We start from the raw sequence: 12041 nt of genomic DNA, 5'->3' as shown, positions 1-12041 counted from the left end.
TTTCGGCCCGGGCCATGCGGGACGGCCTGTATTCCCATGGACTCCCCGCTGCTTCTCGATTCCCCGCCCACCATGTCTTCCACAAGCCCCCGCAAGGTACTGATCGGGCTGATCGGTGCAGGCATCCAACAATCGCTGTCGCCCGCGTTGCACGAAGAGGAAGCGCGGCACCACGGCATGCGCCTGCACTACCAGCTGATCGACCTGGACCGCTCCGCCTCGTCGCCCGAGCAACTGCCGACCCTGCTGTCGGCCGCACGCATCATGGGCTATGCGGGCTGCAACGTGACCTATCCCTGCAAGCAGGCGGTGATCCCGCACCTCGACGACCTGTCCGAGGAGGCCCGGGCCATGGGTGCCGTGAACACCGTGGTGGTGCAGGGCGGCCGGCTGGTGGGGCACAACACCGACGGCTCCGGCTGGGCCTGGGGCTTCCAGCGCGCCCTGCCGCAGGTCGACCTGTCGCATGTGGTGCTGCTGGGCGCGGGCGGTGCCGGCGCCGCGATTGCGCATGCCGTGCTGCGGCTGGGGGCGCAGCGCCTCTCCATCGTCGACGCGCAGCCCGAGCGGGCCGCCCAGCTCGCAGCGGATGTGAATGCGCTCTATGGTGCGCGGGCCCAGTCCTGCGATATCGGCAGCGCCATGGCGCAGGCCACGGGGCTGATCCATGCCACGCCCACGGGCATGGACAAGCTGCCCGGCCTGCCCCTGGACGTGGGCCTGCTGCGCCCGGCGTTGTGGGTCTCGGAGGTGGTGTACTTTCCGCTCGAAACCGCCCTGGTGCGTGCCGCGCGCGCGCTGGGCTGCCCGGTCTCGGACGGCGGCGGCATGGCCGTGGGCCAGGCCGTGGGTGCCTTCGAACTGTTCACGGGCGTGGTGCCTGACGCGGCACGCATGGACGCCCACTTCCGCCGGCTCGTGGCAGCCCGCTGATCTTCCTTCTTCTGGAGCGCATTCCATGAGCACACCGATGACGGCCGACCGTGAATCCCTGGGCACCCTGCCCAACCCCCTGGGCCTGCAGGGCGTGGAGTTCATCGAGTACGCCACGGCACGTCCCCAGGCCCTGGGCCAGGCGCTGGAGCGCATGGGCTTCAAGCCCGTGGCGCGCCACCGTTCGCGCGAGGTGCTGCTGTACCGCCAGGGCGGCATGAACATCATCGTCAACGCCCACCAGGGCGAGGGCGCCGGCGCCAAACTCCCCGCCCCCGGCGATGCGCCGGTGCTGTCCGCCATCGCCTTCCGGGTGGGCAATGCCGCGGCCGCCTACCGCCGCGTGCTGGAGCTCGGCGCCTGGGCCGTGCACACCGAGGTCGAGGTCATGGAGCTCAACATCCCGGCCATCCACGGCGTGGGCACGAGCCGCATCTACTTCGTGGACCGGCACCGCGAGTTCTCGATCTACGACGTGGACTTCGTACCCATCCCCACGGTGGACCCGCGCCCGCCTGCGCAGCATGGCCTGCACCTGTTCGGCCTGGTGCAGTACATCGGCCTGGACCGGCTGGCCGACTGGACCGCCTTCTATGGCGAGCTGTTCGGCTTTGCCGAGCTGCCGCCCGAGCAGAACTTCGGCGTGCTGACGCAGGGGCGCATCCTCGCCAGCCCCTGCGGCACGCTGTACTGGCAGCTCATCGAGCCGTTGATCGACGCGCTCGATGCCGACCCGGGCGAGCTGCTGCAGCGCGTGGCCTTCGGCACCGGCGACGTGCTGGCGACGGTGGCGGCCCTGCGCGCGCAAGGGGTGGACTTCGTCGAATCGCCCACGGGCGTGCACAGCGAGGTGCGCGGAGCGCTGACACGCGCCGAGGCCGGCGGTGCCAGCTTCGAGTTGGTACTCGATCCCCGTTGAAGGAATTCACCACCATGCGCGCCCAGGCCATGCAACGCAACGTCGCCGATTTCGGCATGGACACCATCAGCCTCGCCGGTCCGCTGGAGGCCAAGCTCGCCGCCGTGAAGGCCGCCGGCTTCGGCCAGATCATGCTGGCCGCGCGCGACCTCGTCGGCCACCCAGAGGGCATCGATGCCGCCGTGCAGGCGGTGCGCAGCAGCGGCCTGCGTGTCACGGGTTTCCAGGTGCTGCGCGACTTCGAGGGGCTCTCGGGCCACCTGCACAGCTACAAGGTGGGCATTGCCCAGCAGATGATCCTCATGGCACGGGCGCTGGGCACCCGCGTGCTGCTGGCGTGCAGCTCCACTTCGCTGCACGCCACCAACGACCCCGATGCCATCGCCCGCGACCTGCGCAAGCTGGCCATGCTGGCACTGCCGCACGGCATCCGCATCGCGTTCGAGGGCCTGTCCTGGGGCCGGCACATCAACGAGGTGCACCAGGCCTGGGCCGCGGTGCAGCGGGCCGACTGCCCCAACCTGGGCCTGGCCATCGACTCCTACCACCAGTTCGCCACCAGCACGCCGCTCGAGGCGCTGGAAGGCGTCGACCCGGAGCGCATCTACCTGGTGCAGCTGTCGGACTTCATGTGGCAGGAAACGCGCACGGTGCAGGAGCGCATCGACACGGCGCGGCATTTCCGCGTCTTCCCGGGCGAGGGCGTGCACAGCCAGGCGCTGGTCGAGCTGGTGCGCACGCTCGACGGCATGGGCTACCGGGGTGACTACAGCTTCGAAGTCTTCAACGACGACTACCAGCAACTGCCCCTGCCCTATGTGGCCGGCCGGGCCTGGAACAGTGCCGTGTGGCTGGCCGAAGGGGTGCTGCAGCGTGCCGTGCCGCTGCCAGGGCACCTGCGGCTGATGGGTCGCTAGCTGTTGGCGCGCTTCTTGAGCCAGCGCATGAGTCCACCCACCATGGGCAGCTTCTCGTACAGTTCCTCGGCTGCGTCCCAGTAGTCGCGGTGCAGCGTGACCAGGCCCTGGCCGTCGAACACCAGGTGCGAGGCGCCGCGCACGGTCTGCGTGGTGCCCTTGTGGAAGTTGCGGAAGGCAAACAGGAACTCCCAGGTCAGAAAGCATTGCTGCCCCTGCACCACGCGACCGGTGACCACGAAACGCGGCTGCTCCAGCGCCACGAACATGTGCTCGAAGATGTGCCGGATGGCGGGCAGGCCCTGCACCTCGTTGAACGGGTCCTTGAAGCGCGCATCGGCCGCATACAGGTGCCCCAGCGCCGCCACGTCGGCCGGGGCCAGGGTCTCGAAGAAGGCCACGACGCGGGTGACGGCTTCTTCGGTGGATAGCATGGTGTCTGGTGGCGGCATGGTGCTCAAAGTCCGGTGAACTTGCGGATCGCCGGAAAGTACCACCCATAGGGCAGCACGCGCAGCATTTTCATCACGCGCGTGAAGCGCTTGGGGAAATGGATGTCGAACGCGCCCTGCCCCCAGCCCTTGAGGATGGCCGTGGCCGCCTCTTCGGGTGTGATCAGCGCAGGCATGCGAAAGTCATTGCCCTCGGTGAGCGGCGTGGCCACGAAGCCGGGGTTGACCACGCTCACGCCCATGCCCAGGCCGTGCAGGTCCAGGTACAGCGCCTCTGCCAGGTTGATCAGTGCCGCCTTGGTCGGGCCGTAGGCCAGGCTCTTGGGAAGCCCGCGGAAGCCGGCAACGCTGCTGACCAGGCTCACATGCCCGGCGCGGCCCGACTTCGCGGCGGCCAGCATGTCCGGCAGCACGGCGGCCAGCAGGTGCAGCACACCCGTGTAGTTCACCTGCTCATGGCGCAGCATCACCGGCAGGTCGAACTCCGTGGCGCGCATGTGGTGGTAGGTGCCTGCGCAGTAGCACACCAGGTCCAGCGGACCGCCCGCCAGCACCTGGGCTGCGGCCGCCTTTACGGCGTCGGGCACGGCGGTGTCCAGCGGCAGGGCGATGCTGCCGGGGTGCTGCACGGCGAACGCATTGAGCGCCGCCTCGCTGCGGGCCGAGACGATGACCTGTGCGCCGCGCGCGTGCAGGGCCGATGCCGTGGCCCGGCCGATGCCGCTGGAGGCGCCCACCAGCCAGGCACGGCGGCCCTGCCAGTCGCGCAGGCGGGGGTTGAGGCTCATGGCAGTCGCTTGGTGAAGGACAGCGTGATCTCGCCCAGCCGCACGCCGAACTTGCGCATGGTGGCGCGGTTGAGCATCACGCGCTCGTCCATGAGGTACATCCAGTCGTCCAGGTCCACGTGGTAGACCGTGCCGTCCACGGGCAATGCCAGCGTGTAGTTCCAGCGGAAGGCGTTGCCGCGCACCTGGCCCACGGCTTGGCCGATCACGTCGCCGGCCGTGCCCGTGTAGCGGCCATCGGCCTCGCGCGTCAGGCGCCAGATGCGCCGCTCGGTGCTGCCGTCCGAATAGGTGAAGGCCTCGTCCAGCACGCCCTGGTTGCCGGTCCACTGGCAGTGCATGACCACGGTGAAGCGCTTGACGATCTTGCCGCTGCGGTCCTGGAACATGCCGTGCGCGTCGACCACGCCGTTGAAGTACTGCGCGAGGTCGAGCACCGGCTTCTCGGCCGCATAGTCGGCCACGTTCTGGCCGGCGCAGCCCGACAGCGCCAGGGGGGCGGCCACGGCCGCCGTCGAAAGAAGGAGCAAGCGTCGCTGCATCACGGTCTGCCTTGGAGGATGGGGTGGGCTGGGTGCGCGGGTTTGCGCAGGATCAGGAGGTACAGCGCCGCGGTGGCTGCGAGCTTGAGTGCGCAGGGCAGCACGGCATAGGCCAGGGTCAGGGTGTGCAGGCCTTCGGGGCTGCGCGTGCCGGGCGTGTAGCCCAGGGTGTCGAGCAGGGGCAGGACCAGGCCCGCAGCTAGCGCCAGGTTGAGCTTGGTGGCAAAGTTCCACCAGCCGAAGTAGGCGCCTTCGTGCTGGCCGCTGTCGCCCTCGGCCGCCACCACGCCGGCCAGCAGGGCGCCGGGCAGGGCCAGGTCCGTGCCCAGGGCCACGCCCGAGAGTGCGCACACCGCGAGGAAGGGCCCGCTGTCGCCCGCGCCGAGCGCCGCCGTCCAGCCGAACACCGCGACGGCCAGCAGCATGCCCGCCAGCCAGGTGCGGGCCAGCCCCCAGCGCGCCACGGCCCGCAGCCACAGCGGAATCGAGAGCGCGGCGCAGAGGAAATACGCAGCCAGGAACATCGGCTCCTGGCCCGGCGGGGCCTGCAGCCGGTCCTGGATGAAGAACAGCACCAGCGTGGCCGGTACGGCGCTGGCGATGCCATTGAGCACGAACACCGCGAGCAGGCGGCGAAAGGCGGGTCGCGTCCAGGGCCGCCACAGCTGCGCACGGTCGGTGGCGTGGGGCGCAACCGCAGCGGGCCGGGGGGCGCGCAGCCACGCCAGCCAGCCCAGCACCAGCGTGGCCGCGAAAACGCCCAGCATCACTGGCAGGCCCAGCAGCGCCGGCAGCATGGAGGCGAGCACCACGCCCACCAGGGCCGCGCCCTCGCGCCAGGCCACGATGCGGCTGCGCTGCAGCTCGTCGCCGCCCAGGCGTGCGCCCCAGGACTGGTGGGCAATGCCGAGCTGGCTGTAGGCCAGGTAGCTGACCAGCAGACAGGCCAGGGCCCAGGCGGCGAGCGCACCCTGGCCCTGCACCCGGGGGAAGAACAGCGCGGTGAGCCCGACGGCCAGCACCACGGCGGACACGGCCCCCGTGGAGAGAACCGCCAGGGGCGAGCGCTCGAACAGCCGGTCGGCCCAGCGGCCGAGCAGCGGGTCCGAGACGGCGTCGAACAGCCGTGCGGCCAGCAGCACGCCGCCCAGCGTGGCCAGGGGCATGCCGAACTCGCGCGCATAGTGGTTGGGCAGCAGCACGTACAGCGGCAGCGCCACAAAGGCCAGCGGCAGCCCGAGCAGGCCATAGGCCAGCCCCTGGCGCCAGGGCAGCGCCGTGCCGGTGGTCATGGCGTTCCCGCGGCCGCAGGCGGCGCGATCAGCGCCTGGCGCAGCGCAGGCTCCGACGTGCGGGGCGACAGCCAGATGCCGAAGAACAGACGCGAGAACTCGGGGTCCTTGACCTCGCCCACCACCTGCCCGCCCATCTGGAACACGGCACCCGCCCCGGGCTGGTAGATGCCGGTGAGCTGGTCGCCGGCCTTCACGTCGGGCAGGGCGGCCTGCAGCGCCTGTTGCCAGCGCGTGGCCTGGGCGGGGGTGAAGCGGCCCACGCGGCGCATCTCCTGGATCGAGCGCCTGGCGATCGCTTCGGCCGTGAATTCGCGTTGGTAGGCCAGCTGGAGCACCAGCGGTTGGGCGGCGTAGTTGCTGGCGTCGAAGCCCGGGCTCACCCACAGCTGTGCGCTGTAGATTTCGAAGCCCAGAAAGCGCAGTGTGCCCTGGCCGGCCTGGCGCAGCCCGGCCAGCGGCTCTGCGCCTGGCGCCTGGGCCAGCGACACCCCGGGACACAGCAAGGCCAGGGACAGGGTGAGTGCGGTGGCATGCTTCATGGCCATGGCTCAGTCGCGCACCAGGGTGTACTGCACGAGGTTGATGTTGGCCATGGCAAAAGCCGCCTCGCAATAGGCCAGGTAGAACTCCCAGATGTGCAGGAAGCGCTGGTCGAAACCGAGCTGCAGGATCTGCGCTCGCTGGGCCAGGAAACGCTCGCGCCAGCGCCTGAGGGTCTCGGCATAGTCCTGGCCGAAAGCGAACTCGTCCACCACGCGCAGGCCGGCGGCCTCGGCCTCGCGGCGGAACTCGCGCGGGCAGGGCAGGCAGCCGCCCGGAAAGATGTACTGCTGGATGAAATCGGTGGAGCTGATGTAGCGCTCGAACAGGCCATCGTCGATCACGATGCTCTGGATGCAGGCCTTGCCGCCGGGCTTGAGCAGGCGCCGCACGGCCTGGAAGTAGGTAGGCCAGTACCCGCGGCCCACGGCCTCGATCATCTCGATGGAGCAGACCGCGTCGTAGGGGCCGTCAGCGATGTCGCGGTAGTCCTGCAGGCGCAGGTCCGCCCGGTCGGCGGTGCCACTCGCTTCCATGCGGCGTCGCGCGAAGTCGAGCTGTTCGGTGGAGAGCGTCACGCCGGTGAGCGAGGCACCGAACTCGGTGGTGGCCATCTCGGCCAGCGCGCCCCAGCCGCAGCCGATCTCCAGCACCCGGTCGCCCGCCTGCACGCCCGCCATGCGCAGGGCGCGGCGCACCTTGGCATGCTGGGCGGTGCGCATGTCGCCGCCGGCATCGCCCTCGAACCAGGCCGACGAGTAGTTCATCGTGTCGTCCAGCCACAGCGTATAGAACGCGTTGCCCAGGTCGTAGTGGGCGTGGATGTTCTTCTGGCTGTTGGCACGCGTGTTGCGGTTGAGCAGGTGCTTGATGCGGTACAGCAGCCGACCGGCCCACGAGCCGTAGATCACGCCCTCCACCTGCTGGCGGTTGGCGATGAAGACCCGCAGCAGATCCGTGAGGTTGGGCGTGGTCCAGTCGCCCGCGATGTAGCTCTCGGCAAAGCCGATGTCGCCGGACTTGAGCGCCGCCTTGCAGACGTTCCAGTTCTTGAGTGTGATGGCCGCGGCGGGCCCATCACCCTGGTGGTCGCCGAAGTGCTGCAGCGTGCCATCGGGCAGCTGCACCGTGAGGCTGCCATGCTGCAAGCGCTGCATCAGGCGCAGGGCCGTGCGGGCGGCAGCGGGGGTGCCCCGTGGCAGGGTGGGTGCGAGGGTGGTGCTGTTCATGGCGGGCCGGATGGACAAGGGGTTTTCGGGGCGGTGCCGTGCCGGGGCTCAGCGGGTCACGATGGAGGCGGGTGCCTCGGGCTTGCGGTGAAAGCGCACCCGCTTGGCCCACAGCCGCAGGGCGTGCCAGTGGATGCGGGCGATCAGGGCCAGAGTCATCGCCGGGTAGCCCCAGAGGGCGTGGCGCAGGGTCTTGCGCGTGATGGGCGCCAGCGTGCCGCTCACGCTGGTCTGCAGCAGCGGGCCGAGGGCGTCGTCATGGTCGATGCGCACCACGGTGCGCTCCTGCCCGCCCTGCGCGGTGCGCAGGAAGCGAAAGCGGTAGCCGCCACTGATGTCGCAAAAGGGCGAAACATGGAACACCTTGCGCGCATGTAGCTCGGCGCCATAGCGCGGCGCATCCAGCAGGTAGCAGTGGCGCTCGCCGAAGGTGTTGTTGACCTCGACCACGATGGCGCGCAGGCTGCCGTCCGGACGGTGGCAGTACCAGAAGCTCACGGGCTTGAAGGTGTAGCCCAGCACGCGCGGGTAGCAGTGCAGCCAGACCTCGCCGGTGGCGTCCGCGATGCCCTCGGCACGAAGCAGTTCGTCGACCCAGGCGAGCGCCCCGCCCTGCGCCGGGCCGCGGCCGTCGCCATGGTCCGTGTCGTGAAAGCTGATGGCGCCGGGCCGGTTCACGGCCAGCAGGCCGGCCGGCTGCGCGCCCAGCGTGCGCAGCGGCAGCATGAGGAAGAAGGTGGGGTAGGCAAACGCATGCCGCGTGGGGCGCAACCGCGTGTGACGCACTTGGCCAAAGCCCAGCAGCGGCTCGGCGCTGCGCGGAGCCGTTGTCATGCGGCCTCCGCCAGGGGCGCCGGCATGCGGGCCTTCAATTGCTCGGCCACGGCCAGGCCGGACTTCAGCCCGTCCTCATGGAAGCCATAGCCCGTCCAGGCGCCGCAGAACCAGGTGCGCTCGCGCCCCTGGAGTTGCGCCACGCCCTTTTGCGCACGGATGGCCGCCAGGTCGAAGACCGGGTGGGCGTAGTCGTAGCGGCCGATCACCTGGCCGGGGTCGATCTCGGCCACCGGGTTGAGCGAGACCACGACCGGCTGCGTGAACGGCACGGGCTGCAGCTGGTTGATCAGGTAGTGCAGGCACACGCGGGCCGACTCGCGGCCGCGGTCCGGTGCGCGCTCGTAGTTCCAGGCGGCCCAGGCGGCGCGGCGCCCGGGCAGCACCGAGGTGTCGGTGTGCAGCACGGCATGGTTGGCCTGGTAGCGGATGGCGCCCAGCACGGCGCGCTCCTGCAGCGTGGGCTGGGCCAGCAGGGCCAGCGACTGGTCCGAATGCGTGGCCAGCACCACCTGGTCGAAGCGCTCGGTATTGCCGGCGGTCACCACGCGCACGCCCGCAGCGTCGCGTTCGATGCGGCGCACGGGGGTGGCGAGGCGCTTGTCCTCGATGCCGGCCACGATCTTGTCCACATAGTGGCGCGCGCCGCCGGCCACCGTCCACCACTGGGGGCGGTTGCTGACCTGGATCAGGCCATGGTTGTGGCAAAAGCGCACCATGGTCGCCACGGGGAACTGCAGCATCTGGTCGGTCGGGCAGCTCCAGATGCAGCCCAGCATGGGCAGGAAGTACCAGTCGCGGAAGGCATCGCCGAAGCGGTGTTCCTTGAGGAAATCGCCCAGGGGCTGCATCAGCGCGGCATCGGCCTGGGCCTCGGCCAGGCTTGTGCACAGCCGGTTGAAGCGCAGCAGGTCGTAGAGCATGCCCAGGAAACGCGGGTTCACGAGGTTGCCGCGCTGGGCGAACACGGTGGACAGGCTGGTGCCGCTCCACTCCAGCGTGCGCCCGCCGCCCAGCGCTTGCGGCACCTGGACGGAAAACGACATGTCCGACGGGGCGGTTTCCACGCCCAGTTCGGCCAGCAGGCGGATCAGGTTCGGGTAGGTGCGCTCGTTGAAGACCAGGAACCCGGTGTCCACCCCGCAGGCCACGTCCCCGGAGGGGCCGGGCAGGGTCACGTCCACGGTGTGGGTGTGGCCGCCGAAATGGCTGCCGGCTTCGTAGAGGGTGATGTCGGCCTGGTCGCGCAGCCGGTGCGCCACTGCCAGGCCGGAAATGCCGGAGCCGACGATGGCGATCTTCATGGCCGGCTCCCTCTGGCCGGCTGGCTGAATAAAAAAGTTGCGAAGCGTCCCGAAACGAATAAGAGAGGGAGGGAGGAGAAGCGCTCCAGGAGAACAGTCGGAACCCGTGGGACCGAAAGGCTTCGCAACGTTAAAACGGATGGACGCTCATCACGTCCTTGCGTTCGATAGAGTAAGGCCGTTCCGCAGAAGTTCCAGAGGTTCCTCCGCATTTTTTTGAAGAAATGTAAAGAAAACATTCGTGTTCACCGGGTTGGTGCGGTGGCCAGCTGTTGTTCGATGGCACGGACCAGGCTTTTGCTGTCCGGCGCCGTGAGGCTGGTGTAGCTGTCCACCAGCTTGCCGTCGCGGCCCAGCAGGTACTTGTGGAAGTTCCAGCGCGGTGGGCCGGACATCTGGGCCAGCTGGCGGAACAGCGGCGAGGCCTCGGCACCGGTCACCACGCTCTTGGCGAACATCGGGAATTTCACCCCGAAGGTGTTTTCGCAGAAATCCGCGATCTGCTGGTTGCTGCCGCTTTCCTGGGAGAAGTCGTTGCTGGGAAAGCCCAGCACCACCAGCCCCTTGTCCTTGTAGCGGGCATAGAGGTCTTCGAGGCCCTTGTACTGCCCCGTGAAGCCACAGAAGCTGGCCGTGTTGACCACCAGCACGACCCGGCCAGCGTACTGGCACAGCGATTGCGGTTTCTCGTCCTGCAGGCGCAGGTAGGTGTGTTGCAGTGTGGCCGGGCAGGACTCGGGGGACGCCGCGAGGGCTGACGACGGCGCCACGCCGAACCACAGAAGGGCTGCCACCGGGGCCAGGGTGCCAAGGCGCGAAAACTGGATCATGAGAGCACCTCCCGAGTTGTTGGTGGCCAATTTAACCAATGAATCATATTTTGTCCAGATAAGTTTTTATTTGTACTGATTGGTTTTTTTGGCGGCGGCACTTGCAAGCGCCGGCAGCGCTGGCGTTGCCGTGTGTGGGGAAGTACGCAGCGAAAGCGCGGCTGGATGCGGGGACGCGGCCCCAGGGGGTGGAAACCCCTGTGGAACTGGCAAGGACAGGCCGGTGGGCCGTGCAGGCCCGGGGGAATCAGACCAGCGGCAGCAGCCGGTTGAGCGAGAGCTTGACGCGCACGTCCTTGTGCGCGACCACGCCGACGATCTTCCACTGGGGCTGGGCGGTGTCGCGGGGAATCAGCTCACCCGTGGGCATGCCCAGCCGGTTGGTGACCACAGCCACGCGCGGTGTGGTGCCCGTGCTGCCGCGGCGCAGCACCACGGCCACTTCCTGGCTGGCGAGCTTCACGAAGGCGCCCGGCGGGTAGATGCCCAGGGCCTTGACCAGGGCCGCTCCGGCCTCGTCGACCTTCTGCTCCTCGTCGTAGTAGCTGGCCTGCATGGCGGCGGTCACCGGCATGGGCGAGCGCGCTGCGCGCGGCGCCAGCCGGGCACCGAAGACGTCGGCGCGCTGGATCAGCCGGGCCATCTGCAGGCCGGGGCTCTTGTGGCCGAAGGCACCCGGGGTGCGGTGGTGGTGGTGGCGCACGGCCTCCAGCCACAGTTCGCTGTGCACGCCCAGTTCGCGGAGCAGCGCTTCGGAGCGGGCCGCGTGGTTCTCCACGGCGGTGATCTGGGTCGAGGTCAGGGGCTGGGCCTGCTGGGCCAACTGGTCCTGCAACTCGGTCATGGCGATGTTCATGGACAGGGCGGCCTGGCCCACGGTCTGCACCTGGGCCGCAGGCCAGCGCAGCATTTCCCTGGCCACCACCATGCACACGCAGGACACCAGCATGGCGTGGGTGCCGCTGTACATGCGTGTCTCCTGTGCCGACAGGTAGATCAGGGCCAGCAGCGTGGCATCGGGCGACTGCTCGCAGTTGCGCGCCAGTTCGGCATGCAGGGGCTGGAAGCGGTCCGGGAAATCAAGGGCGTGCGGGCTGCGCAGCAACTGGGTCGCGCGGTCCTGCAGGGCCGGCCAGTCCACCATGTAGGGCGGGGCATCGCGCTCGCGCGAGGCCGCATGGGCGCCTGCCGTCAGCTTGACGGAGGCCAGCTCCCCGAGGTTGGTTTCCTGCCTCAGCATGCGTTGCAGCTGGGCCACGTAGGCGCGGTAGCTCTCGCCGGACTCTTCCACGTCCACGCACAGCTGGCGACCCCGGCTGAGCATGGCGCCCAACTCGTCGCGGGTGTGCACCACGAAGCCTTTTTGGGCCAGCAGCGTCCCATCGGCACCCCGCAAGGCGAATGGCAGCGGGTGGCCGAGCTGGATCGATCCGACGTTGATGGTGACGAGGTTCATAG

General features: G+C 69.2%; 13 protein-coding genes. 3 read left to right on the top strand and 10 right to left on the bottom strand.

Features of this window, described 5'->3' with window-relative positions:
- Positions 1-72 precede the first annotated feature (72 nt).
- From AC07PA_RS00945 to AC07PA_RS00935, 3 genes are read left to right on the top strand one after another with little or no spacing between them, the layout of a single operon-like run.
- Positions 73-933 carry a shikimate dehydrogenase gene (locus AC07PA_RS00945; protein ID WP_494603873.1) on the top strand — a complete coding sequence of 287 codons (861 nt, stop codon included), beginning with the start codon at positions 73-75 and terminating at the stop codon, positions 931-933.
- Between the two features lie 25 nt (positions 934-958).
- Entirely contained in the window at positions 959-1852 is an 894-nt protein-coding gene (locus AC07PA_RS00940) for a 4-hydroxyphenylpyruvate dioxygenase (RefSeq protein ID WP_007861496.1), read from the top strand.
- 14 nt (positions 1853-1866) lie between these two features.
- A complete protein-coding gene (locus tag AC07PA_RS00935; protein WP_007861495.1) occupies positions 1867-2769 on the top strand; it encodes a sugar phosphate isomerase/epimerase family protein in 903 nt (300 codons plus the stop codon).
- On the opposite strand, the gene AC07PA_RS00930 is transcribed toward AC07PA_RS00935, so the two are convergent.
- The 10 genes from AC07PA_RS00930 to AC07PA_RS00885 form a co-directional block, all read right to left on the bottom strand.
- Positions 2766-3203, bottom strand: a complete 438-nt coding sequence (locus AC07PA_RS00930) for a nuclear transport factor 2 family protein (RefSeq protein WP_007861494.1) — start codon at positions 3201-3203, stop codon at positions 2766-2768. The genes AC07PA_RS00935 and AC07PA_RS00930 overlap by 4 nt on opposite strands.
- A gap of 23 nt (positions 3204-3226) precedes the next feature.
- Positions 3227-4009 (bottom strand): SDR family NAD(P)-dependent oxidoreductase, encoded by a 783-nt coding sequence (locus AC07PA_RS00925; protein ID WP_007861493.1) that lies wholly within the window; start codon positions 4007-4009, stop codon positions 3227-3229.
- A complete protein-coding gene (locus tag AC07PA_RS00920) occupies positions 4006-4551 on the bottom strand; it encodes a DUF3833 domain-containing protein (RefSeq protein WP_007861492.1) in 546 nt (181 codons plus the stop codon). The genes AC07PA_RS00925 and AC07PA_RS00920 overlap by 4 nt, the downstream gene beginning before the upstream one ends.
- Positions 4551-5843: an MFS transporter gene (locus AC07PA_RS00915; RefSeq protein ID WP_007861491.1), complete on the bottom strand. Its 1293-nt coding sequence runs from the start codon at positions 5841-5843 to the stop codon at positions 4551-4553. The genes AC07PA_RS00920 and AC07PA_RS00915 overlap by 1 nt, the downstream gene beginning before the upstream one ends.
- Positions 5840-6385, bottom strand: a complete 546-nt coding sequence (locus AC07PA_RS00910; RefSeq protein ID WP_007861490.1) for a chalcone isomerase family protein — start codon at positions 6383-6385, stop codon at positions 5840-5842. The genes AC07PA_RS00915 and AC07PA_RS00910 overlap by 4 nt, the downstream gene beginning before the upstream one ends.
- Before the next feature lie 9 nt (positions 6386-6394).
- On the bottom strand, positions 6395-7615 hold the full coding sequence (locus AC07PA_RS00905) for an SAM-dependent methyltransferase (RefSeq protein WP_007861489.1): 1221 nt from the start codon (positions 7613-7615) through the stop codon (positions 6395-6397).
- 48 nt (positions 7616-7663) lie between these two features.
- Complete coding sequence (locus tag AC07PA_RS00900; protein WP_007861488.1) at positions 7664-8449, bottom strand: DUF1365 domain-containing protein; 786 nt, start codon at positions 8447-8449, stop codon at positions 7664-7666.
- On the bottom strand, positions 8446-9753 hold the full coding sequence (locus tag AC07PA_RS00895; RefSeq protein WP_007861487.1) for an NAD(P)/FAD-dependent oxidoreductase: 1308 nt from the start codon (positions 9751-9753) through the stop codon (positions 8446-8448). Before AC07PA_RS00895 ends, AC07PA_RS00900 begins: the two co-directional genes overlap by 4 nt.
- Positions 9754-9998: 245 nt before the next feature.
- Complete coding sequence (locus tag AC07PA_RS00890; RefSeq protein WP_007861486.1) at positions 9999-10583, bottom strand: glutathione peroxidase; 585 nt, start codon at positions 10581-10583, stop codon at positions 9999-10001.
- 247 nt (positions 10584-10830) lie between these two features.
- Complete coding sequence (locus AC07PA_RS00885; protein WP_494603879.1) at positions 10831-12039, bottom strand: HD-GYP domain-containing protein; 1209 nt, start codon at positions 12037-12039, stop codon at positions 10831-10833.
- Positions 12040-12041 lie beyond the last annotated feature (2 nt).

The organism is Acidovorax sp. GW821-FHT09B03 (genome assembly GCF_059418305.1).
This window is presented reverse-complemented; position numbering and strand designations above follow the sequence as displayed.

Excerpts from the sequence above, each read along its gene's own strand:
- AC07PA_RS00945 (WP_494603873.1), top strand. The coding sequence starts at position 73 with ATGTCTTCCACAAGCCCCCGCAAGGTACTGATCGGGCTGATCGGTGCA.
- AC07PA_RS00940 (WP_007861496.1), top strand. The coding sequence starts at position 959 with ATGAGCACACCGATGACGGCCGACCGTGAATCCCTGGGCACCCTGCCC.
- AC07PA_RS00935 (WP_007861495.1), top strand. The coding sequence starts at position 1,867 with ATGCGCGCCCAGGCCATGCAACGCAACGTCGCCGATTTCGGCATGGAC.
- AC07PA_RS00930 (WP_007861494.1), bottom strand. The coding sequence starts at position 3,203 with ATGCTATCCACCGAAGAAGCCGTCACCCGCGTCGTGGCCTTCTTCGAG.
- AC07PA_RS00925 (WP_007861493.1), bottom strand. The coding sequence starts at position 4,009 with ATGAGCCTCAACCCCCGCCTGCGCGACTGGCAGGGCCGCCGTGCCTGG.
- AC07PA_RS00920 (WP_007861492.1), bottom strand. The coding sequence starts at position 4,551 with ATGCAGCGACGCTTGCTCCTTCTTTCGACGGCGGCCGTGGCCGCCCCC.
- AC07PA_RS00915 (WP_007861491.1), bottom strand. The coding sequence starts at position 5,843 with ATGACCACCGGCACGGCGCTGCCCTGGCGCCAGGGGCTGGCCTATGGC.
- AC07PA_RS00910 (WP_007861490.1), bottom strand. The coding sequence starts at position 6,385 with ATGAAGCATGCCACCGCACTCACCCTGTCCCTGGCCTTGCTGTGTCCC.
- AC07PA_RS00905 (WP_007861489.1), bottom strand. The coding sequence starts at position 7,615 with ATGAACAGCACCACCCTCGCACCCACCCTGCCACGGGGCACCCCCGCT.
- AC07PA_RS00900 (WP_007861488.1), bottom strand. The coding sequence starts at position 8,449 with ATGACAACGGCTCCGCGCAGCGCCGAGCCGCTGCTGGGCTTTGGCCAA.
- AC07PA_RS00895 (WP_007861487.1), bottom strand. The coding sequence starts at position 9,753 with ATGAAGATCGCCATCGTCGGCTCCGGCATTTCCGGCCTGGCAGTGGCG.
- AC07PA_RS00890 (WP_007861486.1), bottom strand. The coding sequence starts at position 10,583 with ATGATCCAGTTTTCGCGCCTTGGCACCCTGGCCCCGGTGGCAGCCCTT.
- AC07PA_RS00885 (WP_494603879.1), bottom strand. The coding sequence starts at position 12,039 with ATGAACCTCGTCACCATCAACGTCGGATCGATCCAGCTCGGCCACCCG.